This window comes from Caballeronia sp. PC1 (assembly GCF_021353155.1).
GTDB lineage: Bacteria > Pseudomonadota > Gammaproteobacteria > Burkholderiales > Burkholderiaceae > Caballeronia > Caballeronia cordobensis.
Genome location: NZ_JAJUBH010000003.1, coordinates 565,530 through 591,925 on the forward strand (window position 1 = coordinate 565,530; position 26,396 = coordinate 591,925).

The 26,396-nt window shown below is 63.1% G+C and carries 23 protein-coding genes and 1 pseudogene; 6 read left to right on the forward strand and 18 right to left on the reverse strand.

Features of this window, described 5'->3' with window-relative positions; all coding sequences use genetic code 11:
- Positions 1-65 precede the first annotated feature (65 nt).
- From LY284_RS27220 to LY284_RS27245, 6 genes are all read right to left on the reverse strand, one after another.
- Positions 66-779, reverse strand: a complete 714-nt coding sequence (locus LY284_RS27220; RefSeq protein WP_233389236.1) for an NIPSNAP family protein — start codon at positions 777-779, stop codon at positions 66-68.
- 41 nt (positions 780-820) lie between these two features.
- Positions 821-1,879, reverse strand: coding sequence for a maleylacetate reductase (locus tag LY284_RS27225; RefSeq protein WP_233391011.1), 1,059 nt, complete (start codon positions 1,877-1,879; stop codon positions 821-823).
- A 31-nt stretch (positions 1,880-1,910) separates the two neighbouring features.
- Positions 1,911-2,570 (reverse strand): alpha/beta hydrolase, encoded by a 660-nt coding sequence (locus LY284_RS27230; protein WP_233389238.1) that lies wholly within the window; start codon positions 2,568-2,570, stop codon positions 1,911-1,913.
- A gap of 21 nt (positions 2,571-2,591) precedes the next feature.
- On the reverse strand, positions 2,592-3,551 hold the full coding sequence (locus LY284_RS27235) for a VOC family protein (protein ID WP_233389240.1): 960 nt from the start codon (positions 3,549-3,551) through the stop codon (positions 2,592-2,594).
- A 71-nt stretch (positions 3,552-3,622) separates the two neighbouring features.
- Positions 3,623-4,399, reverse strand: coding sequence for a citryl-CoA lyase (locus LY284_RS27240; protein ID WP_233389241.1), 777 nt, complete (start codon positions 4,397-4,399; stop codon positions 3,623-3,625).
- Positions 4,399-5,895 carry a class I adenylate-forming enzyme family protein gene (locus LY284_RS27245; RefSeq protein ID WP_233389243.1) on the reverse strand — a complete coding sequence of 499 codons (1,497 nt, stop codon included), beginning with the start codon at positions 5,893-5,895 and terminating at the stop codon, positions 4,399-4,401. Before LY284_RS27245 ends, LY284_RS27240 begins: the two co-directional genes overlap by 1 nt.
- Before the next feature lie 218 nt (positions 5,896-6,113).
- On the opposite strand from LY284_RS27245, the gene LY284_RS27250 reads away from it, so the two are divergent.
- Positions 6,114-6,887: a GntR family transcriptional regulator gene (locus tag LY284_RS27250; protein WP_233389246.1), complete on the forward strand. Its 774-nt coding sequence runs from the start codon at positions 6,114-6,116 to the stop codon at positions 6,885-6,887.
- Positions 6,888-6,930: 43 nt separating this feature from the next.
- Here LY284_RS27250 and LY284_RS27255 read toward each other — a convergent pair whose 3' ends face one another.
- The 10 genes from LY284_RS27255 to LY284_RS27300 all read right to left on the reverse strand — a co-directional run bounded on the left by LY284_RS27255 (position 6,931) and on the right by LY284_RS27300 (position 17,515).
- Positions 6,931-8,670 (reverse strand): GMC family oxidoreductase, encoded by a 1,740-nt coding sequence (locus tag LY284_RS27255; RefSeq protein ID WP_233389248.1) that lies wholly within the window; start codon positions 8,668-8,670, stop codon positions 6,931-6,933.
- Between the two features lie 7 nt (positions 8,671-8,677).
- Positions 8,678-10,051: an amidohydrolase family protein gene (locus LY284_RS27260; RefSeq protein ID WP_233389250.1), complete on the reverse strand. Its 1,374-nt coding sequence runs from the start codon at positions 10,049-10,051 to the stop codon at positions 8,678-8,680.
- 119 nt (positions 10,052-10,170) lie between these two features.
- A complete protein-coding gene (locus LY284_RS27265) occupies positions 10,171-10,560 on the reverse strand; it encodes a nuclear transport factor 2 family protein (RefSeq protein ID WP_233389252.1) in 390 nt (129 codons plus the stop codon).
- Positions 10,561-10,600: 40 nt separating this feature from the next.
- Complete coding sequence (locus LY284_RS27270) at positions 10,601-11,479, reverse strand: NAD(P)-dependent oxidoreductase (protein ID WP_233389253.1); 879 nt, start codon at positions 11,477-11,479, stop codon at positions 10,601-10,603.
- 5 nt (positions 11,480-11,484) lie between these two features.
- Positions 11,485-11,841: a YciI family protein gene (locus tag LY284_RS27275; RefSeq protein WP_233389255.1), complete on the reverse strand. Its 357-nt coding sequence runs from the start codon at positions 11,839-11,841 to the stop codon at positions 11,485-11,487.
- Positions 11,834-12,700 carry an intradiol ring-cleavage dioxygenase gene (locus LY284_RS27280; protein ID WP_233389257.1) on the reverse strand — a complete coding sequence of 289 codons (867 nt, stop codon included), beginning with the start codon at positions 12,698-12,700 and terminating at the stop codon, positions 11,834-11,836. Before LY284_RS27280 ends, LY284_RS27275 begins: the two co-directional genes overlap by 8 nt.
- 134 nt (positions 12,701-12,834) lie before the next feature.
- A complete protein-coding gene (locus tag LY284_RS27285) occupies positions 12,835-13,770 on the reverse strand; it encodes a VOC family protein (protein ID WP_233389259.1) in 936 nt (311 codons plus the stop codon).
- Between the two features lie 16 nt (positions 13,771-13,786).
- Positions 13,787-15,580, reverse strand: a complete 1,794-nt coding sequence (locus tag LY284_RS27290) for an FAD-dependent monooxygenase (RefSeq protein WP_233389261.1) — start codon at positions 15,578-15,580, stop codon at positions 13,787-13,789.
- 31 nt (positions 15,581-15,611) lie between these two features.
- Positions 15,612-16,469 (reverse strand): fumarylacetoacetate hydrolase family protein, encoded by an 858-nt coding sequence (locus LY284_RS27295; RefSeq protein ID WP_233389263.1) that lies wholly within the window; start codon positions 16,467-16,469, stop codon positions 15,612-15,614.
- 149 nt (positions 16,470-16,618) lie between these two features.
- Entirely contained in the window at positions 16,619-17,515 is an 897-nt protein-coding gene (locus LY284_RS27300) for a LysR substrate-binding domain-containing protein (protein ID WP_233389265.1), read from the reverse strand.
- Between the two features lie 185 nt (positions 17,516-17,700).
- Here LY284_RS27300 and LY284_RS27305 point away from each other — a divergent pair, with 185 nt between their 5' ends.
- The 3 genes and pseudogenes from LY284_RS27305 to LY284_RS27315 all read left to right on the forward strand — a co-directional run bounded on the left by LY284_RS27305 (position 17,701) and on the right by LY284_RS27315 (position 20,602).
- Entirely contained in the window at positions 17,701-18,339 is a 639-nt protein-coding gene (locus tag LY284_RS27305) for a hydrolase (RefSeq protein ID WP_233389267.1), read from the forward strand.
- A 93-nt stretch (positions 18,340-18,432) separates the two neighbouring features.
- Positions 18,433-19,553 (forward strand): annotated as a pseudogene (locus LY284_RS27310) (porin).
- Between the two features lie 155 nt (positions 19,554-19,708).
- Complete coding sequence (locus LY284_RS27315) at positions 19,709-20,602, forward strand: pirin family protein (protein WP_233391012.1); 894 nt, start codon at positions 19,709-19,711, stop codon at positions 20,600-20,602.
- A 317-nt stretch (positions 20,603-20,919) separates the two neighbouring features.
- Here LY284_RS27315 and LY284_RS27320 read toward each other — a convergent pair whose 3' ends face one another.
- Together LY284_RS27320 and LY284_RS39105 are read right to left on the reverse strand one after the other, a co-directional pair.
- The gene (locus tag LY284_RS27320) at positions 20,920-22,065 is read right to left on the reverse strand and encodes a hypothetical protein (RefSeq protein ID WP_233389269.1); all 1,146 of its coding nucleotides are present in this window, start codon (positions 22,063-22,065) and stop codon (positions 20,920-20,922) included.
- Between the two features lie 330 nt (positions 22,066-22,395).
- Positions 22,396-23,193: a peptidoglycan-binding protein gene (locus LY284_RS39105; protein WP_233389270.1), complete on the reverse strand. Its 798-nt coding sequence runs from the start codon at positions 23,191-23,193 to the stop codon at positions 22,396-22,398.
- Positions 23,194-23,454: 261 nt separating this feature from the next.
- Between LY284_RS39105 and LY284_RS27330 the strand changes: the two genes are divergently transcribed.
- Together LY284_RS27330 and LY284_RS27335 are read left to right on the forward strand one after the other, a co-directional pair.
- A complete protein-coding gene (locus LY284_RS27330) occupies positions 23,455-24,654 on the forward strand; it encodes a DUF2235 domain-containing protein (protein ID WP_233389273.1) in 1,200 nt (399 codons plus the stop codon).
- A gap of 575 nt (positions 24,655-25,229) precedes the next feature.
- A complete protein-coding gene (locus LY284_RS27335) occupies positions 25,230-26,288 on the forward strand; it encodes a porin (RefSeq protein WP_233389275.1) in 1,059 nt (352 codons plus the stop codon).
- Positions 26,289-26,396: the final 108 nt, after the last annotated feature.

Below are 26,396 nucleotides of genomic sequence, written 5' to 3' on the forward strand. Positions count from 1 at the left end.
AAAAACGATTACGCGAGAATCTTTATCCACTTCCTCATCGCCCAGGTGATCGAGCGGCGGGGATCTCAGCCGAAATCGAAGAACGGCGACATATCCGCTACGCGAGAAGGATCGAGCAGCCTGCTCCCGGCAGCCAGCGTGTGTGAACCCAGCTCCCGAAGGAAGCCGGTCCATCGTTCCGACGTCTGTCGGCTATTGCAATGATCCGACCAGGCATGGAGATCCGGGAAATGCCAGTAAAACAGGACCCGGTTCAACTCACCGGCGATCGTGCTGAACGCGCCGATCAGACCGGCCGCAATGCCGGAATCGTCGATGACCCGATGTCGGCCCATTGCTTCCCAGCACATCTGGACGCCGCCCGCCGAAAAGGTCAGCGTGAATTCTTCGACCACGCCGGAACCGCGACGCGACATGATGCGACGCCCACGATCGCCAAGCCAGTCCTGACCGTTACCCCAATGCGGCGTCCATCCGGATAGCGGTGCCGGCGTCAGGAAGCTGCTTTCCTGACGCACGATGAGCGGCCTCACGGCAGCGAAATAAGGCAACAGTTCTTTCCGTCCGTATAACCCCAAGAGTCGCGACTGCCAGTCATCGAAATCGTCATAGCGATACAGACTGACAATCTGATCGTTCACGCCGGTTCGGGTCGAAAATGCCCCGATCAGGCGCGCCAGTATTGCTTGCAGACCATGCTCACCGCGTTCGCGCTGAGCCTCCCAGAACAACTCGGAAGTACCGGGGCGAAGGGTGTAAGCGCGATGCTCGATCAACATGAATCACAATCCTCCATGAATTTCGTGACCTCGATGCCATCTCAGAGCGGGTCGGCACCTTCGAACGCCCGCGCCAGCAACTCGCGGACAGAGGCGCGCTCGATCGGCCGCGGGTTGGGATAAGGCGTCTCGATGACCAGTTCCACTGCCCGATCGACGCCATGCGCCGGCATGCCGATGTCTTTCAGCGAGCGGGGCACGCCCAGCGTCCGGCTCAGATCGAGCAATCCGCTTACGGCGTTCTCACCACCGAGCGCGCTCGCGATACGCCTCATCGCGCGAGGCGCACTGGACGCGTTGTAAGCCAGCGCGTAAGGCAATATGACCGTATGGACCTCCGCATGCGGCAAATTGAAGCTTCCGCCGAGCGTATGGCACAGCTTGTGGTGCAGTCCCATCTGGACATTGCCGAGGACTGCGCCGCACATCCATGCGCCGTAAAGCGCGTCGCCCCTCGCATCGAGATCGCAAGCCTCCATCCGCAGACGAGGCAGTGCCCGCGCCAGCGCACGAATGCCCGCTTCGGCCATCGAGTCATAGACTGGCGTGCTGTTCGCGCCATACAGGCCTTCAGCGGCGTGGGCCATCGCGTTCATGCCGCTCGTCATGCTTATCTCGACGGGGAGGGTCAGCGTCAGGTCCGGGTCATAGATCACCGTGCGTGGCAGCACTCGCCAGTCGCGACCGGTTTTCTTCACGTCCGCATCGGTGAGACCATAGAGCGGCGTCATTTCGGATCCGGCGTACGTGGTCGGCAACGCGACGATCGGCAGGCCCGATTCGAGCGCGAGTGCCTTGGCAAGACCGAGCGTCGAGCCGCCGCCGACGGCAACGAATCCATCCACCCCGAGCCGCCGCGCCGTGTCGATCGAGGCACGGACAACCTCGACAGGAACGTGCATGACTGCCTGGCCATGCACGCCGGCGCATCGCTCACCGAGCGTCGCCGCAATCTCGTTGCCGAGCTCGATCTGCTCGGGTGTGGTGATCACGAGCGCCCGCCGGATATCAAGCTGATCGAGTTCGCGTTCCAGCGTGTTGCGCGTGCCGCTGCCGAACACGACACGGGACGCGCGTGTTTCATGTACAAAGGGTTGCATATTCGAAGGTTCTCTTGAGCAGGTTCGCGGCCTACGGAGTCGATGAACGACGCTCGGACAGCAAGGCACGCGCATAGTCGATTTCCTGATCCCGGATGCGATGTTCGATACCATGCTCGACCTTGAGCGTCACGCTGGCGCCCGCGCGTGCGAAGAGCAGCGCCGTCTCGCGGACGCTGTCGGCGGGTACATGAGGGTCGTCGACCCATGTCGATAGCAAAACGGGAACGCCATCGAGCGCGTGCGTATCGATATCACGCTGGATCCCCGGGGGGCCTATCAGTCCGCCGGTGAACGCGACCAACGCCCGATAGCGGCGCCTGCGCCGCCAGACGAACTCGCTGCACAGGCACGCGCCCTGCGAGAAACCCATCAATACCTGGGATGCGTATGGAATGCCCTGTGCCCGCAAGCCATCGGAGACCGCGTCGAGAGCATCGAGCGCATGCGTCAGGTTCGGCTCGTTCGCTTCGAGCGGCGCGACGAAGCGTTCCGGATACCACGACGCCTCCGCAGCCGCCGGGGCGTGCCACGCAATATCCGATCGGGCCAAACGACGCACCACGGCGTCATGCATCCACTCAGGCGACTGACCTCTGCCATGTACGAGGATCACCGCAAGGGTGGCATCGCCCGCCGCGCACCCGTATTCGCGCGGTGGAATGCTCAGATGTGGGTTTTCCGCCATCATGCCGGCTCCAGTACGTCGGTGTCAGAAATCGAGCGTTTCGAGCGATTCCATGATCGTCGCGCGCTGGCTTTCGAACTGCGGCGCAATCTGAACGCGGGAGCCCATCTCTTCATAGGGCTCATCGATCAGGAAACCCTCCGGCTTCGAGACGGTCGCTTCGAACATTGCGCCCGCGGGCGTGCGCACGTAGATCGATTCGAAGTAACCGCGATCCTTGCGTTCGGACGTGTCGGTGAAGCCGAGGCCTTCGAGGTTCGCTTTCACCTTGTCTTGCGCGCTGCGATCCTTCACCTGGAATGCGCAGTGATGAACGATCCCCTCCCCATAAGTCCAGCTCGCCTGCGGCAGCTCCGGTGTCAGAATGAAGTCGACCAGCTTGCCCGAGCCACCCTCCCCGAAAGCGAAGCGGGCGGCCTGCCCGTCGCGCGCAACTTCGCGCGCGGTCCATCCCTCTTGCATGAACGCCTGCGACGGTTCGAGCTCGCGCACGTTGACACCGATCGTATGCAGTCCGCGAATCGCGAGTTCGGCGGGCACCTCGCCGTTCGAATAGGGTTCGCGAGCGTCATCGGCAATGCCGATGAGTTCATACGGCACACCGCAGGGATGCGCAAAGGCGAGCACCGGCTCGCCGAAGCGCTCGGTCCGTCGCACCTCGAAGCCGTGATCGACAAGACGCTTCTCCCAAAAGACAATGGACGATTCCGGCACAGAGAGGGCCAGGCTGCCGACCTGCCCTGCACCGCGATGCCCCTTGCGGCCAAAATGCCCCACCGGGAAGCAGGTGATGAGCGTGCTTTCCTCGCCGATGTCATTGCCGTAATACAGGTGATAGAACGGAGCGACTCCATCGTAGATCAAGGTCTTTTTCACGCTCTTCAGCGAAAGCACCTTCGTATGAAAATCGTAGTCCTGCTGCGCCGTCCCCACGCACAAGGTGATGTGATGGTGCCGCATGATGGCTTCGTGTGCTTCAGTCATGAGTTGTCTCCTCCAGGAATGTGAGAACCGCCGCACGACAGGTAGCCTCGTCGTGCACGGTGACGGGTTGATCAACGGGCAAGCGGCTCGAGCGTCATGGCTTCGTCGACCAGTTTCCAGATGAACCGACCCGATGGATCGCGTTGCTCCTCCGCGATGTGTGCAATCAGTCCCGCCGCGCGGCTCAGAACGGCGAAGCCGCGCATCAGTTCCGCTGGAATCCCGATGTCGCCGAGCAGGGCCGCGATTGCCCCGGTCGCATTGATAGTGATGTGACGGCCCGCTGCTTCGTCCAGCTGCGCGGCAAGACGCTCGAGCGCCGCGCAATGGGCGCCATAGGTGCCGGCTTCCCGGGCGAGCGCGAGCAGCGCGATTGCGCGCGGGTCGTCGGGGCGATGCAGGTGATGGCCGAACCCCGGCACCGCCTCACGGCGAGCGCGAAAATCCCGGGCGATGGCGCGTGCCTCGTCGTCCTGGGAACCGGCAGCGACGATTCGCGCCAGCAACTGCGCGGCGGGCTCCATCGTGCCGACGAACCGGCTCGCAACGGCGAGCAGTCCGGCGGCGACGCCCGCCTGCAGGTTTTCCGGGGAGCTCGAATAGATCATGCGTGTCGCGATGGCGCTCGGCGTCATGCCATGCTCCATCAGCGTGACAAGCACCGCGTCCACGATGCGTCGCTCGGCCTCCGAAATCGTCCGGCCGAATGTCTGCTTCATGAACACGTCCACGAAGCTCGTCTTGCCGACCAGATCGCACACGAGATCGTCGCTGCCGTAGTAGACCGAATCGGTCGTATAGTGGCAAAGGTTCGTATGCGGCGCGCCCGATCCTCCTGGCTGTTTCATCACTTGCTCCGCGCGTTGAGGATGACTTCGCGTATTGCCGGCTTGAGCACCTTGCCTACGGCGCTGCGCGGCAGCGATTCGAACAGGTGCACATGCTTGGGCGTCTTGACGGCGCCGAGTTCGCGTCTGACGAGTGCCATCAGTTCGTCACAGTCCACATCCATCCCGGCACGTACTTGCACGGCCGCGTGCACTGCCTCGCCCCACTTGTCGTCGGGCACCCCCACGACCGAACACTCCGCAACCGCGGGATGACTCGACAGCACGACTTCGACATCGCCGGGATAGACGTTGAAGCCGCCCGTGATGATCACATCGCGGATGCGGTCGCGCAGAAACAGGTAGCCGCGATCATCGAGGATGCCCGCGTCGCCCGTGCGTAACCATCCGTCCACGAGCGTTTTGCGCGTTTCCTCTTCGGCCTTCAGGTAACCCGACATCACGAGATCGCCATGCACGGCGATTTCCCCTTCTTCGCCGGACGGCAGATGGCGGCCCTCCTTGTCGAGAATCGCAACGCGCGTGAGCAATGTCGGCTTGCCGACCGACGCGAGGTTTTCCCCGACCATGTCCCCGGGCGGCAAGAACGTGATGATCTGCGGTGCCTCGGTTTGACCGAACGACGTGCAGAGCACCGGCCCGAACGCCGATTGCGCGGCCCGGATCTGCTCGGGGCGCATCGGCGCGCCGCCGTAGACGAGGTACCGAAGACTCGGGAGCGTGCGCGGCGAGCGCCGCTGCTCGTCCGCGAGTGCCGAAACCAGGGTGGGTGGCGCGAAGAAGATCGTCACGTGATGCCTGCTTGCGGCATCGAGCAGAGCGGACGGCTTAGGGTACTCCGGAAAGACGAGCGCGCCGCCCGCGCCGAGCAGCGGGAGCATATATGTCGACGTTCCGTGCGTGATCGGTGCCGCGACCAGATAGCGGTCGTCGGGCGTAAGACCGAGTTCATGGATCTGCGTGGCGATGTTCGCGTTCCATGCACGCAAAGGCTGGATCACGCCCTTCGGAAAGCCGGTCGTGCCGCCCGTGAACTTGATCGCTTGCGCGTCGCCCAGATCGACCGTGGCACTCGTGCAGGGTCCGAATTCGACAGCACCGATATCTCCATGGAGACGGCACAGATCGTCCAGCGGACGTACCGGCGCAGCCACGCCGGCGAGACGCGCAAGCATCGCGTCATCCGCCAGCACCAGAGAAGGCTCGACGAAATCGACGATGCGCCGCAACTCGGGATCGCCGTTTCGAGGATTGAGCGGCACCCACACCTTGCCCGCGGCCAGAATCGCAAGGATGGCGACCAGATGTTCGACGCTGTTGGCCGCGCCCACGCACACGCGGCTGCGTCGCGTCGGGTCCAGGCTCGCGAGTGCGGCCGCACGCGCAAGGACATCCCGCGCAAGCGCGCTGAAGCTGAGCTCGCCGGCGGGGCTGACAATGGCCGTGCGGTCGGGGTGACGGTGCGCGGCGCGCCACAGATAATCAATCGGGTACATGCAGGCTTCTCCAAGGATCGGGATGATCCGGCTCTGGTCCGGTTCGTGAGACGTACTTTATGAAATATTCAAATGTTCGAACATTCGTAAATACCCTGTTTCGCGAGCAAACAAGATCGGAGAGCAAGACGAATCTTCGAACATTCGAAACTGCGCTATATTGGCTACCATCTCCGTGACCCTCGCGAACGACGCGCTCTGCCTTCAGGGCCTCTGCCATGCCGAACTTCTCCGATTCGCCCGAGCCGCACATTCTGGATGCGCCACAACCGCGCCACCTCGATCTCGCCCGCACGCTCATGCAAGACATCTGTGACGGCCGCTTTGCGATAGGAGAGTTGCTGCCCACCGAGGCGGAGCTGTGCGCCAAATGGGGATTGAGCCGCTATGCAGTGCGCCAGGCCATCCAGAAGCTGTGCGGCCTCGGGCTCATCACCCGCCAGGCAGGCGTAGGCACGACCGTGGTGGCCGACCGCCCCCAGACGCGTTACGTCCAGGCGATGGACTCCCTCTCGGACCTGGCGCTCTATGCCAAGGGAACCTGTCTGCGCGTGAACACGCGAAGCACGATGCAGGCGGACGCCGCCCAGGCCGCGCTGCTGCGCTGCGCAACGGGGAGCAAATGGCTTCATCTCGAAGGCGTGCGCTATGGCGGCGAGCACAACGACGAGCCGATCGCGCTGGTGAACATCTATGTGGATTCCGGCTACAGCCGGTTGACAGGCCTGTCGAAGACGCTCGACAAGCCCGTCTACACGATGATCGAAGAGCAACACGGCATCAAGGTCACGCGCGTCGAGCAACAGATCCAGGGGCTGCTGATCGAAGGACCTCAGGCCGACCTGCTCCAGGTGAAACAGGGCTCGGCCGGCCTCGGCATCGTGCGAAGCTACTTCGTGCGCGACAAGGTCATCGAAGTCACGACGGGCGTTCATCCGGCAAGCCGGTTCAGCTACTCGATGTCCTTCCAGTTGACCCAAAGCACGGCGTGACGGCGCCCTGCGCCGGGCTGGCGCAGCGGCGCGCCGTTCGCAATCAGACTGTCATTTCACGTTCTGCCGCGGTCAAGGGCATGCCCGAGATTCGCGCGGCCGCGTGTTCGGCCAGCATGAGCGTCGGCACATGGGTGTTCGCGCTCGGGATCACGGGCATCACCGACGCATCGACGACGCGCAGCCCATCGACACCACGCACACGGTACGTGTCGTCGACGACGGCGAGCGGGTCGTGCTCATCGCCCATCGCGCACGTGCCTGCGGGATGACCCATCGGGGCGATCGACGCCAGCAACTGCGCGTCGCTCAACGTGGCAGCACCCTGCGGCCCTGAAAGCAGCTGCGCGCCCGGCAATGCCCGTGCGAACGCGAACCGTCGCAGTGCGGCAGGCCCGTTGAGCACCGCCTTCGCGCCCGCCGCGAGGAACGCGCCCGCCACACCTTTGCGATTGAACTGATTCACCGCGAGACCCGCGGGCAACAGATAGGCGTCGTGATAGCCTGCCGAGACGGCGGGCTCGCGCAGCAACTGCTCCGCGAGTCGTGCCGCCGCGATCACACGCGGTGCGTCGCGCGGATCGTCGAGCATGCGGAAATCGATTCGTGGATGCACGTGTGGATCCGCGCTTGCGAGCGTCACCGCTCCCCGCGAAAACGGCGCATACAGTGCGGAGCCGACCATCGCGACATCGACGCCGAACGAGCGCGCGCTCACGCGCCCGAGTACGAACAACATCAGGTCCCCCGCAGGACAGTCCGGCAATCCGGACGACGCCCGCAGCCCCGCGATCGCAAAGCGACGTCGATGCGCGCCGAGACGCTCCGCGCGCGGCAGCGCCGCCGCGAAGAACTGGTAGGCATGATTCTGCAGGTTGCGCCCCACCCCGTGACGGTCCGCGACCACCGGGATGCCGAGCCCTCGCAGTTCGTCCCCGGGGCCGATTCCCGAGCGCATCAGGATGGCAGGCGAATGGATAGCGCCCGCACTTAGAATGACTTCGCGGGCGTCGAGCGCGAGCATTTCACCCGAGCGGATTGCATGCACGCCCGTCACACGCCGTCCGTCGAGACGCAGTGACGTCACGCGCGTGTCGGGAAGTATCGACAGGTTCTTGCGCGCGCGCACCTCGCTCGTCAAATAGCAGCGCGCGCCCGACGAGCGCACGCTGCCGTCGCTGGTGGCCGGCATCGCAAAGAAGCCGTCGTTGGACGTCGTGTTGACATCGGCCACGAACGGGAAGCCGAGCGTCGCCGCGGCGCGTTCGATGCGCTGCATGAACGGCGGCCACGCCTCGCGAGGCAGCCGGCAAACCGGGCTTGCGCCGCGCGTTGCGCCGTTCGATGATCGGTCGAGATCGTCGACCGCCTTCGCGTAGCAAGCCGCCATCACATCTTCGTGAAATCCTCGCGCACCGGCCGCGCGCCAGCGCGCGTAGTCCGACGGCAACGCGCGCAACGCGAACATGCCCATGATGCTCGAACCGCCGCCCATGACGCGCGCCTGCGGCCAGGGGCGCGGCGGGTGCCCGTCAGCGATCGTCGCTTCGAGTCCTGGCCAGAAGTAACTCGGGTTGAGGCTGGAACTCGGAAACGTGTCGTCGATGTCGGCGGGTATCGCACCAGGCGGCGTGTCACTGCCCGCCTCGATCAGCACGACGCGCTTGTCCGGGCACTCGGACAGCCGTGCGGCCAGCGCCGCACCGGCACTGCCGCCGCCCACGATCAGATAGTCCGTCTGCAATTGCCCTCCTTCGCCGGCTGCATGAATGGCGCGCGTCATGTCGCGTTCAACGTGCCTGGTAGGGCGCCGGGACGAAGCGCTCTCCAGCCGCGACGCCGGCTTTGGACAGCACGTAGTCGCGTGAGCGCGTCAATTCGGCGAGCACGCGGTGCTCGTCTACGCCGAGCAGCTTGCCGTTGCGCTTGACCGCGCGGCCTGCAACCCAGACCGAATCGACCAGCCCCGGATGACCGGCCAGAACCACGGCGCCAACCGGATTGTTCAGGGGCGCCATCTCGAGGTTGTCCGCGCGGATCATCACGATATCGGCGTCCTTGCCGGGTGTGAGCGAGCCGATCTTGTGGTCGAGCCTCAGTGCCTTCGCGCCGTTGATCGTCGCGAACTCGATCGCGTCCTGAGTGCCGATGGGCAGCCGTTCGACGGCCTCGCCCGCGCGCTCCGCCCGATCATGCGCCCATGCGCGCTCCACGAGCAGCACCGTGCGCATGGTCTGGAACAGATGACCGCTGTTGCAGGTCGCGATGTCGATGCCGAGCGTCGGTTTCATGCCGACCTGCAGGAGGCGCCCCGTCACCGGCCAGCCGTGCCCCATCTGAAGCTCGATCTCCGGAGTCATCGACGCCGCGCAGCCGGAGTCGGCCATCATGTCGAATTCGTCGTCGGCAAGCGAGTTGCAATGCGAGCAGATCACGTCTTCGCCAAGCAGACCGTTCTGCATCAGCCACTCCACGGGCCGGCCTTTGCCCCAGGCGCCATCGCCGACGTGCACCGAGATCAGCGCGCCGAGCTCGCGCGCGAGCGCCCAGTCGTCGCGTGTGACCTCTCTGGTCGCATATTGCGGGCCGCGCAGCGCCATGCCCAGCTGCACGAGGCCGTCCGACGACGAGAAATGCTGCAACTTCACACGCCGCACGTCCCGGGAGGTCGGCAGATCGCTCACGGGCAGCCACTCCTCGTTCGAGTTTCCGTAGCACATCACGAAGCGTCCATGCGATGCCTTCAGCGCCTCCACGGCTGCATCGGTATGCGCGGGCGTGTTCATGTTGTGCGACCAGTCGAGCACGGTCGTCACGCCGCCGTTCAACGCTTCATAGGCGCCCGCGAGGTTCGCGATATGAATGTCCTCCGCGCGAAAGTGCTCGCCGAGCTGGCCGCGCACACCCGCGAAATATTGGTCGAGGGTCCAGTCCGCCGCGATATTGCGCAGCGTGGTCTGCCATATGTGCCGATGCGTGTCGATCATGCCCGGCATCACGATCGTGCCGGTGCCATCGACGATCTGTGCGTCACCTGCTTCGAGTCCGCGCCCGACCGCGCCAATGAGCGTGTCTTCGATCAGGACGTCGCACTGGTCGACGTTGCCGATGGCCGGGTCCACGCTGATGACGCTCGCATTGCGAATCAAGGTTCGACTTGTCATGGGTCTGCTCCTTATGTGGTTCACGCTATGAATCGGTATCGAGCCGGACCGGCGCCGAGCGAGGGTTCGCAGGCGGCCGATGCATGACTCATGCAATGGGCCTCGCAAGCGGCCGTGTCTCACGACGCCGCAGGGAGCGCCCCGGAATGCACGGCGATCAGCCGCCAGCCATCGGGTTTTCGAGACCAGACCACCAGCGCGCGCGTCTCGAAGCCCCTGGACACGCCCTTCGTCGCCAACTGGATCGCCAGCTTGCCGAACACCAGCGCGACGCCGTCATGCACTTCGATCCGCACGTCGCTGCGCCCGATCTGCCGGTAGTCCCAGAGTCCCGACGCCAGCCCGTTCAGATAGCTCTCTTTGCTATCGGTCACACCGCTCGAGTGCACGTAAACCAACCCTTCGTCGAGAAGGCGTGCGAGGGTCGGGATATCCTTCGTGAGCATGGCTTCGTAGCGCTCATCCTCGAGCTTCCGAATGAACTCCTGCTCATGCGGTAGAGCGTTCATCGCTTTATTCCTTGTTAGATTTGTCTCATCCTTCGAGCGGTCACACAGCGATTCCCGCCATGTGTGCGATGACCTTCACGCAAGCGAGATAGTCCTCCTCGCCGTAGCCGGACGCCTCAGCGCAAGCCATGACCTGATCGACGGTCGCGCCGAGCAGCACCGGTGCGTTCAATGTTCGCGCGCCTTCTGCGATCAATCGAAGATCCTTGCGCATCTGCGCAACCGTGAAGGACGCACTGAAGTCTCGGCGCGCGAGCGCTGCCGCCTTGAAACGCAGATGCGGGGAACCGATCGCGCTTGCGCCGATCGCATCCAGCGCATGCTCGGGCGCGATGCCGCCTTTCGTGCAAAGAACGTAGGCTTCGCCGAGGCTCGCCACGAGTGTGGTGACCATCAGGTTGATCGCGAGCTTCATTACGCGCGCCTGCTCGGCATCGCCGACCTCGATGACGGTCGACGCGTAGCATTCGGCGACCGTTCGGGCCCGCGCGCTCGCTTCGGCGGGACCCGACATGAAGGTCGTAAGCGTGCCCTCGCCCGCTGCGCCGATCGATCCCGACACAGGAGCGCGCACATAGCCGATCTGGCGCGCGGCGGCCACCTTCGCAATCGCCGACGAGGCCTCCACCGAGATCGTGCTCGTCTCGATAAGGGTCGTGCCGGGTCTCGCCTTGTCCAGTACGCCGCCCTTCGCAGTGAGCGCGAGCAATACCGCGGCATCGTTCGGCAACGAGGTCACGATGACTTCGAAGTCCCCCGGATCGGCGCTCTCGAGGTCCGAAACGGCGAATCCGTGTTCGCGCGCGGCGTTACGCCTGGGCGCGCTCGTGTCTACCACCCCCAGCGCGTTACCTGAGCGGGCCACGCGCCGGGCCATGGGCTCGCCCATCTTCCCGTAGCCTATCCACATGATGTTCATGGCGGTCAGGTCCTTTGTTCGTGATCGGAAGGTTGTGCCCGGGCGCTCGTGTCGCCCGGCAGAAAGGGATTCCCGCGACGCCAGCGCCAGGGCTTAATGTCCACCCGTTCGAATAGTCCGGCTCGTGCATAGGGATCGGCTTCGAGGAAAGACTGTGCCGCTTGCAACGTGACGGCTTCCAGGATCAGCAACGAGCCGGCCTCTGCACCGTTCGCGTCGAGCCACGGGCCGCTTTGCAACACCCGTACGCCGGGCGCGCCCGCGTCGAGATGCGCGCTGTGCCGCGACTTCGTCCGTGTGCGCAGCGCACGAGCGCCGGGACGATCGGCGGCGAACACGAGAAAATACCCAGGCTCATTCATTGCGGCTCAGCACGAAGTCGTTCTTCAACTCCCAGAACGGAGCACGCACGCCCCATCGAGCGCTCGCATCGACCGATTCGTTGCACTCGAACTTGCGAATCAGCGAGGATTTCACGGCGAACACCACATCGGAATCCATATAGGTATCCTCAGCATCGAACAGATGCGTCGTCAGCTTTTGATAGCCTGGCGCCGACACCATCGCATGGATGTGCGCCGGACGGAACGGATGGCGTGCGCTCGCGTGCAGCAGTTCGCCCACCGTGCCGTCCGTCGGAATCGGATACGAGGTCGGGCGAATCGTCTTGAGCAGGAACGAGCCATCGTCACGTGTACGGTACCACCCGCGTAGATTGTGTTCGGGCTGCGAGCGGTCCTGGATGTCGTACATACCATTGGCGTCCGTCTGCCAAATCTCGATGGTCGCGTCCGGCACGGGATCGCCTTCCGGCCCAAGCACACGGCCATGAATCACGAGCGCGGGATCGTCGCCTTCACGCAGCAGAACCGACTCGCCCCACTCGCGCCGCGGCGAATCTGGCACGTAGAACGGGCCGATCACCGTGGACTCGGTGACTCCTTCCGGCACGCCTGCGCTCAACATGTTGACGAGTGCGGAAAGCCCGAGGTTGTCGGATAGGAGAATCATCTCCTGACGCTTGTCGTCGCACATCTGGCCCGTGCGCGTCAGGAACTGGATCGCCGCCATCCACTCGTCCTCAGTCAAGCGCACCTCCCGCGCGAACGCGTGGAGATGGCGGATCAGCGCGTGCAGCAAGGTGCGCAGGCGTGGGTTGGGGGTACTTGCGTAGCGCTCGAGCACCACCTGTGTCAGATCGGCTTCGGTCATGTTTCTCATCGTTTCTCCGTCTATGGTCGATTCGGGCATGCCCGGCGGCATGTGCCAATTGCTGCGTCTTTTGAGAACGATAAGACGCGCGAAATTGTTCGAACATTCGGAAAAACCCTGTCGCTGCGCCGGGCAGGCAACGATCAGACTTCCGTGTTCTCGAAGAAGTACGCCGGCACGTCCGGCCCCCACAGATACAGGGAATCTTCGGGCGGGTGATTGCCCGCCGGCCACTCTGTGCCCGCTCCGACGTAGTCGATATCGGCCGAGTATTCCCAGAAGGAGCCCCACGGATCGCGCACATACTGGAAATAGTTCGATCCGAGCACGTGCCGCCCGACTCCCCAGCCTTCGATATAGCCCGCGCGGTCCATCTGCATCTTGCCAAGACCGACTTCCTCGATTGTCGCGACATCCCATGCGCTGTGGTGCCAGCCCTTCGCCGCGCCCTGCGCGAAGGCGATCAGATGGTGATCGCTGCCGTGGCGCGCGTGCAGGAACGCCACTATGCCCTCGGAACCGTCGGAAAGGGTCAGCCCGAGCGAGCGCTCGTAGAACGCGACGGACCCGCTCACGTCCGGCGTGAACATCAGCACGTGAGAAAGCCGCGTGGGCCGCGCAGGCGGTGCATCGGCGCGAGCGGATGCACCGCGCGGGCGCAAGGGCAACGGTTTCTCGCGCAAGATCGGCTTGCAGCCGGGTGACGTCTTCACGCCAGGCGTCAACCGCAACAGATTGCCGTCCGGGTCGTGGAACCAGAACCCGTCGTCCGGCGCGTGCGGCGCAGGCGCCGCGGGCCTGCCTCCGGCGTTCACGATCTGCTCGCACAGGGGCGCGAAATCGTCGGCGAAACAGTGCAACGCCAGATACGCGAGCCGCTTTCGTGTTCCCTCGCGAATCCTTGCCCACACGTGATCGCTTCCCGGCGTGCGTAGCAGCAGCTCATGCGGCCGCGACTCCAGCGCGAAGCCGAAGGCGTCGAGGAAACGCGTCGCGTCGTCGAGACTCGGCACATCCAGCGCGAAGTGGTCGATCGAGTGGATGCCGAAACGCGCGCGTTTGATTGTCGTCGATGTCATGGGTCGAGCTCCTGTCTCAGGCGGCGACGCCGCTTGCATGCACATTGGTCTCGCACACTGCGCGCGGTGCCACGCCGAGAATCTGCGTCAGGACACGCCGCAGTTCCCTCGCGGGGTCCACCGCGCGCGTGACCGAGCGCCAGGCGACGAAGCGGTCCGGGCGCACCAGCACGCAGCCATCGTCCTCGATCTCGCGCTGAGCGGCCCACTGGCCGTACGCATCGAAGGTAGCGGTCGCGTGCGCGATCGACACCGCGTCGATCCTGATGCCGAATTCCTCCCCGACCTGCCGCGCCGCATCGAGCCAGGCCTGCCCGCCCGTTCCGGTGAGCACAGTGAACACGCCTCTGCCGACCAGATCGAGCGTCGAAACCTTCTCGCCCTCGCGTTCGATCCACGCATGCGGAAGACATGCGCCGGGGGTCGTGGTGGGGTGATAGTAAAGCTCGGAGTCGCGCATCGGTGCCGGGAAGGTCGCGCCGTCGCGCACGATCGCGGCCGACTCGTAGCGCTGCCCCAGCTCGACGCCGTGACAGTTGAACTGATAGTTCTGCAATTCGACCGCTTGCGCGAGCGCCTTGCGGCGAGCCTTGCCGGTCTCGCCATCCGCGAATAGCTCGACGAGCGAAGCCCAGCCGTCGGCGGCACTTTGTCCTTGCGAGAAGCCCAGGGCATTCGCAATCGGCAGCATCTCGCTGACCGATTTGATCGCCCGGTTCACGACGCCCTCGGCAACCGGCTGACGCTCGTCCGAATAGGTTTTCAGGAGCGCGGGCGATGCCTCGCCCTTGACGATCATCGCGAGTTTCCAGGCCAGATTGAAGGCGTCCTGCACAGAGGTATTCGAGCCGAGGCCGTTGGCCGGCGGATGCCGATGCGCGGCGTCGCCCGCTATCGCCACGCGGCCCTTGACCATGGTGCGAGCGACCATCCGGTTGATCGTCCACTTCGAAACGGCCTTCACGCGCACGGGGATGTCGGCTTCGCCGATGGTGGCACGGGCTCGCGCGATGACCGCTTCCTCGCTGAGGTCCGGTTCGCCTTCCTTCGGGTCGTACATGAAGAGCAGCACCCATTCGTTCCACGGACGCACGCAGATCCAGGTGCCACTGCCCACCCAATAGTCGCTGCCCGGCTGCGTCATCCAGTACAGCACGCCGGGGCGGTGCGCCGTGTACTTCGTGAGATCGACCTCCAGCCAGCAGTTGACCGCGCAGCCCAGCCCCATCTCGCCGTCCATCTCGAAGCCGAGATCCCGCACGACCACGCTCTGCGCGCCGTCCGCGCCCACGGCGTAGTCGGAGATCACTTCGATCTCTTCGCCGGTCACGCGATCGACGAGCCGCGAATACACGGCCTCGTCAGTCTGCCGGATCGAAACCAGTTCCGTACTGAAGAGGATCTTCGCACCGTATTCGCGCGCAGCCGAAAGGATGACCGGTTCGAGCAGGTGCTGCGGTGCATTGCACATCTGCGAGGGGCTTGCGGCCTCGTAGTCGGACTTGCGGGCAACACCCGTGCCCCATGTCTGCAGCCGCGCGAGTTCCGTGCCGGCAAAGCTCGTGGCCCACACGTTGTTCGACATCAGCTCATGGGATGTGGCGAGGGCGCGGACGCGATCCTCGATGCCGAGATCGCGAAACACCTCGACGGTTCGCTGATTCGTGATGTGAGCGCGAGGCGAATGAGCCGTGCCAGGGTAGCGCGTGATCGCCAGAACCTCGACGCCGTATTTCGCCAGCAGTGCGGCAGTGGTGAGTCCGGCGGGGCCTGCACCCACCACGAGAACCGGGACGCGAATCTGTTTCATGTCTCCTCCTTCAGGGGAACTTGACGATCGATCAACGCTGGATCGACGCGTCTTCATCGACGACGACGTTGCGCAATACGCCAAGTCCTTCGATCTCGACTTCGCATACGTCGCCGGCACGCATGATGAGCTTCGGCTCGCGCGCCCAGCCGATGCCGGCGGGCGTGCCGCTCACGATGACGTCGCCGGCTTCGAGCGTGATCGCCTCGCTGATGATCGAGATGAGCGATGCGACGTCGTGCAGCATGTCGCTCGTGTTCGCCGACTGCACGACCTTGCCGTTCAGACGCGTTTCGAGCTTCAGGCCCGCGCCGCCTGCGGGCACTTCATCGGCGGTGACGAACATCGGGCCGAACGCGCCGGTGCGGTCGAAATTCTTGCCGACTGTCCATTGCGGCGACTTGAACTGGTACTCGCGCACAGAGCCGTCGTTGAAGATCGAATAGCCTGCCACGCAGGAGAGCGCACGCTCTTTCGAAATATGGCGGCCGCCGCTGCCGAGAATAACCGCCAGTTCGCCCTCGAAATCGAGCGAATCGGAGATGCGCGGGCGGATCATGGGCGCGTCGTGTCCGATCAGGCTCGAGTTCAGACGCGGGAAAATCGTTGGATAGTCGGGCTGTTCATACGGACTTTCCTTCGTGTGGTCCGCATAGTTGAGCCCGATGCAAAGCAGCTTGCCGGGGCGTGCGAGCGGCGGCAGATACGTGACGGAAGCGGTCGAGAATTCCTCGGCGTCCACGTGGAGCGACGCATTGCAGGAGGCAAGGTCGACGCCACGCGCGAGCAGATCGTCAAGGGTCGTTTCGCCGAGCGAGCGGATGGTCGTGCCCTGCACGATGCCGAGCAGTCGGCGGCGATTGTCGGGAGAAAAGTGGATGTACCGCATGGTGTCTCCAGGTGTTGTCAGTGTGGTGGCATATCGAGGCTCGATGAGGGAAGAATAGAAATGGGCTGCCGGCCGCGGTAGATCGCGAGGGCGCACAGAGTGTCCTGTCAAAGGAACAATGGACCGGGGTCAACCGGAGCGCGAGGCACTCACTCGTCTTTTTGAATGTGCGTGGCGAGATAGTCGATCAGCAGCCGGACGGCCGGGAGTAGGCCCCGGCGAGATGGGAAGACGGCATGGACCAGCCCGCCCTTGGGCTTCCAGCCTGGCACCACATCGACCAGCGCGCCTTTCTCGAGTTCGTTCTCGACGACCATATAGGGCAACTGCACGACGCCGACCCCTTTCAGCGCCGCTTGCCGAAGCACGGTCATATCGTCGGTGATGTATCGCGGCGCGTGAGGCACGCGCGCCTCGGCGGCGTCCGGGCCGACCAGCGTCCAGGCGTGATCGCGCTGCGGTCCCCAATCGAGGCTGGGCATGCCCGCGAGATCCGCCGGATGCGCAACCTTTGCGTGTTGCGTCAGGAGCGCCGGAGCGGCAACCAGACGCTGCGGACTTCCGGAGAGCACACGCATGACGAGCCCGCTGTCTTCGAGCGGCGGAAAACGCACGCGCAGCGCGAGATCGAATCCCTCGGCCAGGACATCGACCCGGCGGTTGGTGGCGTCGAGCAGAACTCGTACCTTCGGGTACAGCATCATGAAGTCGGCCACGTGGACCCCGATGCGGTATTCGAGCAGCGTCGTCGGGCAACTCACGCGCACCACGCCCTGGGGTTCCGAGACCCTGCGCTCCATGACCTCGCGAGCGGCGTCGGCTTCCACGAGCACCGCGAGGCAGCGCTCATAAAACTCTTGTCCGGTTTCCGTGACCGAGAAATGGCGAGTGGACCGATTGAGCAGACGAACGCCGTATCTGACTTCGAGGTCGGCGACGCGCCGGCTCAGCTTGGACTTGGGCATGTTGAGCGCCCGGCCTGCCTGCGTGAAACCGTGGTTTTCGACCACTTTCACGAAGTAGAAGATGTCGTTCAGGTCGTCCATGACTGTTCCTCGGGCAGAACAATCAACACATCTTAAAGCATCGCCGTTGTTCCTCTCATAGAACACAGTCGGCAGTTTTCGGGACTTCAAGCCGGGTTATCGCCCGCATAGGATTGCCCGTGCATGCAGAGCCGATGCGCCTCGCATCACCACCCTCACCTTCTGCATCGCTTCTGGAGACAATCATGGCAAGCGAACCCATTCGCGACCCCGCGAACGATCATCTGCTCACCCCGCAGAATGCGGCATTCATCGTCATCGATTACCAGCCGGTCCAGGTGAATTCCATTGCGTCGATGGATCGCCAACTGCTCGTCAACAACATCGTCGGCGCCGCCAAAGCCGCGGTCGCCTACAAGCTGCCAATCGTCCATTCGACAGTCAACGTGAAGACGGGCCTGAACAAGCCACCGATCCCGCAACTGCGCGTCGCGCTTGGCGACTATCCGACCTACGATCGCACGAGCATCAACTCGTGGGAAGACGTCGAATTTCGCAAGGCCGTCGAGGCGACCGGACGCAAGAAGCTCATCATGACCGCGCTCTGGACGGAAGCCTGCCTGACGTTCCCGGCGCTCGACGCGCTGAGGGCCGGCTACGAGGTCTATGTTGTCGTCGATGCGGTCGGCGGCACGTCCGTCGCGGCGCACGACGCCGCGTTGCGCCGTATCGAACAGGCGGGCGGCAAGATGATCAGCGTTGCCCAACTGTTCTGCGAGTTGCAACGCGACTGGGCGCGCAGCGAGACCGTGCCCGCCTTCATCAACCTGTTCATCGAAACCGGTGGCACCGCCGGCATACAGTTCTCGTACGACAAGAACTGATGTGTACGCGCGCGGGCGGGTTCGGTAACCGTCCGCGCGTATCCGTCATGCCAAATGAAATAGCGAGCAGTCGTTTACGGCACGAAATCGATCATCATGAAGAGACCTACCGCGCTGGCAGGCCTGGCAGTCTGCCTGAGCGCAGCATGCCTGCCCGCCAACCTGTATGCCCAAAGCAGTGTCACGTTGCAGGGCATGATCGATGGCGGTGTGACCTGGGTGAACAACGAGCATGGCGCCTCGGTAACCCAGTTCGACAGCGGAATCTTCGCGCCAAACGTTTTGACGTTCAGCGGGAGCGAGGATCTCGGCGGCGGAACGAAGGCTGTATTCAATCTGACTTCACAGTTCGATCTCGGCAGCGGCGCAACCATTCCGGGCGCGGACCAGATCTTCAATCGCACGGCTTACGTGGGGCTGTCCGATGAGCGTCTTGGCACCGTCACGTTCGGCAACCAGTACGACTTCATGTTCGACACGTTGACGCTCGGTCTCTTTGACGGCGCGTTCCTCTTCGGCGGGCTTTACGATTTTCGCCAGGGACCATTCAGCGCGCTGGGCATACCGCAAAATCCTACCGGCTCGTTCGATTTCGACCGTCTGGCCGGTGCAACGCGTGTGGCGAACGCGGTCAAATATCGCAGCCCATCTTTCTCCGATTCAGTTTCGGCGCGCTGTATGGTTTTGGCGGCGTTGCGGGTTCGTTCTCCGCCAACTCGACGGTCAGCGCGGGGATGAACTACGAGAACGGGCCGCTTGCTGCCGGGATCGCATACATCGAAGCCAAATATCCCGAACTTGGCAATGGTAATGAGGGAATACGAAACTTCGGGGTCGGTGCGCACTACCGGTTCGGTAGCGTGCTCGCCATGCTGCTGTACACGAATACAAGGAATACGGCGAGCGGCGCAAAGATTGACGTTTGCAAGGCGGGCGCGTATTGGACGATTTCAGGTCCCTGGTCGGCAGGATTCGACTACCAGTACATGAAGGGAAACGAAGTGCTCGAGAACAACAAGGCTCACCAGTTCACCACAGCGATGCAATACCACTTCTCGAAGCCGACGATGGCGTATGCCGAGGCCGTCTATCAGCGTGCTGGCGGCGACTCTGCAAGGACGCAAGCATGGATCAATGGATTGCTTGAACCCAACACGGCGGCGAGCAGCCGTTCACAGACACTGGCGCGCATCGGGTTGCAGACGAAATTCTGACTGGCTCGCCCCGAAACGACCGTAGTGAACGCGTCCGATTGTTCTATCAATGAGACACAGAGGACGACTTTCACCCTCTACCGCCGCCATCGTCGCGTGACTACCCTGTATTCAGACAACCACGGCCATGGGCCGTTAAACAGGAACATTCGATGATGAAGAAGATTCTCGGCGCTTACAGCAACCCCAACGCGCATTGGGTCGGCGACGGATTTCCCGTGCGCACACTGTTTTCGCATCGCGGCATGGGCCGCCACGTGAGCCCTTTCTTGATGCTCGACTATGCGGGACCGAAGAGCTTTGCGCCAACCGACCGCCGGCTAGGTGTCGGGCAACATCCGCACCGCGGCTTCGAAACCGTGACCATCGTGTACGAGGGAGAACTGGAGCACCTCGACTCAACGGGTAGCGGCGGCCAGATTGGTCCCGGTGACGTGCAGTGGATGACGGCGGGCGCAGGCATTCTGCATGAGGAGTTCCACTCGCGCGCGTTCGCGAAAACAGGCGGGACGCTCGAAATGGTCCAACTCTGGGTCAATCTGCCAGCAAAGCACAAGATGACGGCCCCCGGCTATCAGAGCATCGTGGCACGCCAGATTCCATCGGTCGATCTGTCGGCAGGCGCTGGACACGTGCGGGTGATCGCCGGCAACTTCGCAGGCAAGGCGGGGCCGGCGCACACCTTCACGCCGATGGATGTCTGGGACGTACGGCTGAAGGCGGGACGTGATGCAGCCTTGACGCTGCCTGCCGGCCGGACGGTCGCGCTCATCGTGCTGCGCGGTCAGGTTCGCGTGAACGGTGACGAGCGGGTTATCAGCGACGCGCAACTGGTTCTGCTTGCACGAGAAGGCACCGAGGTTCAGCTTGACGCCATCAGCGATGCAATCGTCCTGGTGTTGAGCGGCGAACCTATCGACGAACCCGTTGTTGCGCATGGCCCGTTCGTCATGAACACGACGGGAGAAATTCGCGAGGCAGTAGAGGACTTCAACAGTGGGCGTTTTGGGCAGATGGCTCCGAAGGACCAACGCGCGATGGCGCAGTAAGCGCCGCCATAGCATCCGAAGCGATCCCTTTCCTGACGCCAGACGTGGCGGCGGGAAAGGCGCTCTGAACCTCGCTCCGACTTCGTCGTGTTCGCGACCGGGCCATGCTGCGGGTCGAGTGGTTCCCCAGCGCCGACGTCGATGTCCGATGACCACTTACGGGGGAGAACCTGACGCTTGAACGGCTTGTCGAAGCTCAGCACGAGCGTCGCTTCATGGCCGACTGGCGCACGATGCGAGCGGCAAACGCCAAGCCTTCTCTACCAGCCAGCCCTCACGCAGCGCCTCGTCACTCACCCCTCGCACACCGACGACGATCAAGTCTTAGCCCCCGCCAGCGTCCCGCTCTGTGCAGCTATCTTTTCCACAATGGTCGGCACCAGCCGCTCAGAGAACCCCGCTGCAAAGCCAATCACGAGAATGACTTGCCAGCTCATCGCCGAACCCGCGAGCGTGGCGTTGCCGAAGTTCGCGAGCGGCGTGACGCCGCTTTGCAACAGACAAAGCAGCGCGCCCGCACCGATCGCACCGACCGTAATCCGGAGCGCGGCATCGGCGATGTTGTCGCGGGTGAGCAGGTCGGTCAAAACCTTTCTTTGCTGGATGTTCATCGCAATCGAGAAGAACGCGCCGATCGTGCCGGCGCGCGCAGCAAGCCAGAGTCCCGCTGTCGGGTGCGAAGGGCCAAAGACGTGCGCCTTGATTACCCAGAAGGCGATGCAAAACCCCGCGGCGACGGCCAGCGCAGATGACAGATAAAGAAATCGTCCCCACGACGCGCGCTCGGCGGCGATCTCATCGCGGACCTCGGCCAGCGTCAGCATTGGGCTCGTCGAATCGCCTTCGAGACACTGATTCAATGCGGCGGCAACGCGCGCGTTATAGCGCCGCGCGCGTTCGGCCAGACCAGGCTTCCTGCTCTTTTCCCAGCCGTCGATCAGTCCAGTAATCTGACTGCGCAACGGATTGAGGCACGCCATCTTCGCGCGCTGCTGGTCGGCGAGCGGCGTCCCCGATGAGTCGGTCACGCCTTCGTCCGCGTACTGGACGACGACTCGTTCCGAACTGCGATAGATCGCGTAGCGCGGTGGCGCCTTGTAGTAGATCTCGCAAATGACCCGTTCCGACAAGTCCTCCTTCCCACGTTCTACATCGCTGATGTTGGCGCCGCGACGCGGCATCAGGCCGAGCAATACCTCGGCGGGCGCCTCATACGCGAGATAGTAGCCAAGCAGTTTGCGCAGCAATGGCTCATCGAGCGAGGTCAAGGGCATATCGACATCCTTGGCGACGAGGCAGCTTGCCTGGACCGTCTGGTCGATGCAACTCGCTACATCGAAGGTCGCGTTTTCCGCGCCACTCAACGGCTTGACGATTCGAACGTTCCGCACGATGCAGCTACGCGCGATATCGAAGTTCTGGCAAAGCGCGCCGACGGTGTTGTCGGAGACCTCGAACAGCACGCCCCACGTACGCGCGCTCGCTTCCTCAAGCAAGTCTGGAACCGGCCCACCCAGCCCTTCGCTGCGCTCGCGGAAAACCATGATCGCGCCGTCGACGTAGCCCGAAGCAATGGGCTGCCGCGTCGCGTACTCGTCATACGCCTGTCTGGCCGTGTCCGCGCCAGGCTGTTCCGCTTGGGCATCGGCCGCCTCGCCGCCCACGATTTCGGTCATGCGCTGCGCGGTTGTCCCGCTCGTCAGCGCACGCGCAAGCAGGCCTGCACGGTCGAGCTCCGTGCCATAGGCGAAGAGGAAAGCCATGATGTCCCCAATCCAAAATTGCCACGCGCATCAAGCCTTCGAATAATCGACGAAGCCCGTCAGCACCGTATCCGAAGGCTTGCGCCGCTGCAGGCGAAACACGCCGACGCCATTGCGCGAGCCGTCCGTGTTGGTGTTGCCCTCGATCGTCTGCAGCGCGCCGCCCGGTAGCACCGATTCGACGATGCCCGTATGGCCCATTCCTCCTCCGAAGTCGAGAATGAAGATAAGACCGGGCTGAATCAGATTCCGGTTATCCAGAGCCTGTTGCCGCGTGATTCGTCCTACGTTCGCAAGGTCCGCCGCAGCGACCCAGTGCTGATGGCAACTCGCGGTCTTCGGCAGAGGCGTTGCCCGGTTCATGTGTTGCGCGGCCTGCTCAAACACCCAGTACATGAAGCACATGCACCAGGGACGTGAGTCGGGACTGCCTTTGGTGGGGTCCATGCCGGCCGCACGCAGATACTCATCGACCATCGGTCCTCTGTTAGAGCCGCGCGGCACCTCCATCTGATGGTCCTGCGACGCAGCCACGGCCAGCGCCTGCGACAGAAGTTGCGCGACTGGCTGGACGACCGATGGCAGCACGCCGAACAGCGCCGTCCAGGTATGGAAGCCGATCTCGCCGTCGATCTTCAAGGGCAGCCCGCTGTCATCCGAGTGCTGAGCCTGGAAAAGCTTCACGACCGATTCCGTTTGCGCATCGAAGCTGCCGGTCACGGATGCGCCATAGCCCAGTGCACGCAGCCGATCTTGCACTAACCTTACTTTGTCGGGCGCGGCAATACCGGCTTTGAGAATCACGCCATCAAACGGTCTGATGTCCACGGTAGGCTCCCGCTAAAAGGAAACGGCAGTTCGGAACTGGCCTACTCGGAAGACGAATCTCGGATCAGTGAATTGAAGGGTTCGCTGCACGATTCACGTCCTTTATAAGACTGCATAGGGATGCGCGTCGCATCACCTTTCACGGACGCGATAGGCGGTTTCGGCCAAATCGCCGTCCACATAAGACGTGTAGCTTGCCGAGTGCGCCGACAAAAGCTAAGACATACTTATCGTGTGCTCGGGAAACGAAGGAAGCTCACCATGGCAAAGAACATCATTTTTTGCGCCGACGGTACGTGGAACGGACCGAACACCGATCAAGACAACGACGGCATTCCTGATCCGACAAACGTGTTCAAGGCATTCCTCCTGTTGCGCGGCATACCGGACCCCGCTTCGACGCTGCTCGCCTCGGAGCAGGAAATCGCGGAGCCGGGGCCGGACGGACAAGTCGCCAAATATCTGCACGGCGTGGGCGATTCGCGTAACGTCATCAAAAAGCTGTTAGGCGGCGCATTCGGGGATGGCATCATCGCGCGCATCGTGCGTGGCTACACCTTCGTATCGCGCCACTACGAGCCGGGCGATCACATCGTCCTGATGGGATTCAGCCGCGGTGCGTACACGGCGCGCGCGCTCGGGGGCATGATCGCGAATGTCGGACTGCTCGATAAGAGCCGCTTCGACCTCAACGACAAGGCGCTTGCGTATCGCATGGGCATTCTCGCGTGGCGCAAGCATCGCGAGTCGAGGCCCGCGCCGCGCGACACCGGCGGTGGACTGAAGGGCCTGCTGGACAGGATTGTCAACTTCGATCCGACCCTCCGCCTCACGGAGTTGCAGCCGGAAGATACCGTGGCCGTGGATGAGATACGGGCGATCGGCGTGTGGGACACGGTCGGCGCGCTCGGCATCCCGGCTTATCTGGACGACGAAGACTCCACCGTAGATCTGTACCGCTTCGCCGACACGGCGCTCAATCCGAAGGTCAAGTTCGGCATCCACGCGATAAGCCTCGACGAGCAGCGCGGCGACTTCACGCCAACGCTCTGGGACGCCCGTGCGGGCATCACGCAGGTGCTCTTCGCGGGTGCGCACGCGGACGTCGGCGGCGGTTATCCGAACAATGAATCGGGCCTCTCCGATATCGCCTGCGAATGGATGCTGAACCGCCTCGCCGATCCGTCCATCGGCGTTCGTCTCAACGCGCAGCCCTGGTCGTTGAATCCGGACTTTCTTGGCGAGGCGCACTCGCCGTGGACCGGTCTGCCGTTCTCGCTGCGACCGTTCGGACCGCGCGGCCCGTTTGCCTTCCCTCAGGACATCGGCGCGCATATTTCCATCGCGCAGCGCATGGGCCTTGTGAACGTGGCCGGCAGGCCGGTGCCAAATCCCAACCTCTATTCGCCCGCCGTTCTCGCGGCAGCCGTCACCGCGCAAACCAAATGGATCATGAGCTAGAGGCCTTCGCGACATTCGGCTCGTCGCGTGCATGGTGCTGAGGGGCGTGATCTTGATCATCGCGTCATCCGCAAAGCAGCGCGCACCCTGTCTGATGAGAGCAAGGGCGCAGACGACGTTCATCTATCCGCGTTGAACGCTTTCGCGACGCGCATCGCGCCGGATCTCGTGTGACCGGTCCAGGCGTTTCCCGGTTGCGCCATCACATACCCACTCACAACCGCGCACCGCGCCCGCCGGCGAGTTTCACCGGCGGGCCGGCCGCATCACCTCTTGTCCAAAAGCGTTTGCAATAGCCTGGCGCCGTCCCGGCCTTTCGCTATCGCGGCCACTATCACGTTCGTATAAAAATTCGAATGAATTATATCGCCACGCGATTCTAAGGCCGATTGCATAGGGAAAATCCTGACAATTTTCCGACAAACTTCCGCGCAAAAACGGATATTCTATCTTTGTATAGTTTTTTGGACGTAGGGACGACCGGGTCAATCGGCGTCCACGTCACCGCCGCCGATGCAAGTTCATCTGGCGAGCGGGCCGCTCCTGGAAAAGCTGGACAAACAGGAGATCCGTCAATGTCAAAGAAGCACTTCAACGCGCTTTCCGCGGTATGCATAGCGAGTGCGGCGTCGCTCAGCACGCCCGCAATCGCGCAGTCTTCCGTCTCGCTCTACGGCCTCATCGATGGCTTCGTGGGCGAAGTGAAGAATCCGGGCGCGCACTCGGCAACAGTCATGCAGGGCGGCGGAATGTCGACGTCGTTCTGGGGTCTTCGTGGAACGGAAGACCTCGGAGGCGGCTACTCGACCTACTTCGTCCTCGAATCGTACTTTCAACCCAACAACGGCACGTTCGGGCGGTTCGCCAACGACAGTTTCTTCTCTCGCAACGCCTATGTCGGCCTTGCCACGCCCTACGGTTCGATACGCGCCGGCCGCCTCACGACGCCCCTGTATATTTCGACCATCAACCAGAACCCGTTCTTCAACTCGTACACGTTCTCGCCGTGGATCTTGCACACGTACAAAGGTCTCGGACCTCAGGGCGTGGTCGGAGATTCCGGCTGGAACAACGCCGTAGCCTATTCGACGCCCAACTGGGCGGGCCTGACCGGCCAGCTCATTTACTCGTTCGGCAATTCGGCCAGCCAGCCCAGTTCCAAAAAATGGGGCGGCCAACTCGCGTATGCCAATGGACCGTTTCAGTTGACCGCCAATTATCAGTGGATCAACTACAGCAATTTGGCGGGCGACATCGCAACCTCGCTGCCGGGCGTCACGGGGCGGCAGAGCCAGGCCACCGCTCAACTGGCTGGTTCATATAATTTCAATGTCGTGCGCGTCTTTGCCGGCTACATGAATATCCGCGACAAGGCGGCCCCCGGCACGATCACCACGAACACCGAGCATATCGGCGTCACGATCCCCGTTGGGGCCTCGAGCATTTTGGCGGCACTTGCGTATTCGAAGTCGTCGGGCACGAACAGCAACGACGTGAATCGCCTGACATGGTCCGTCGGTTATGACTACCCCCTCTCCAAGCGCACCGACGCCTACGCAGGGTTCAAATACGACCGCTATGACAGCTTGTCCACGGGACTGACGTACGGCGTCGGGCTCCGTCATCAATTCTGAAACGGCATGCCGGGATTCAAGGTTTTTACCCATTCGATTCGTATTGCGGTCACCTGAGAAAGAGTCTAGTCTAAATATTTAGACGAACGAGCGCACCAAGAGACGCTT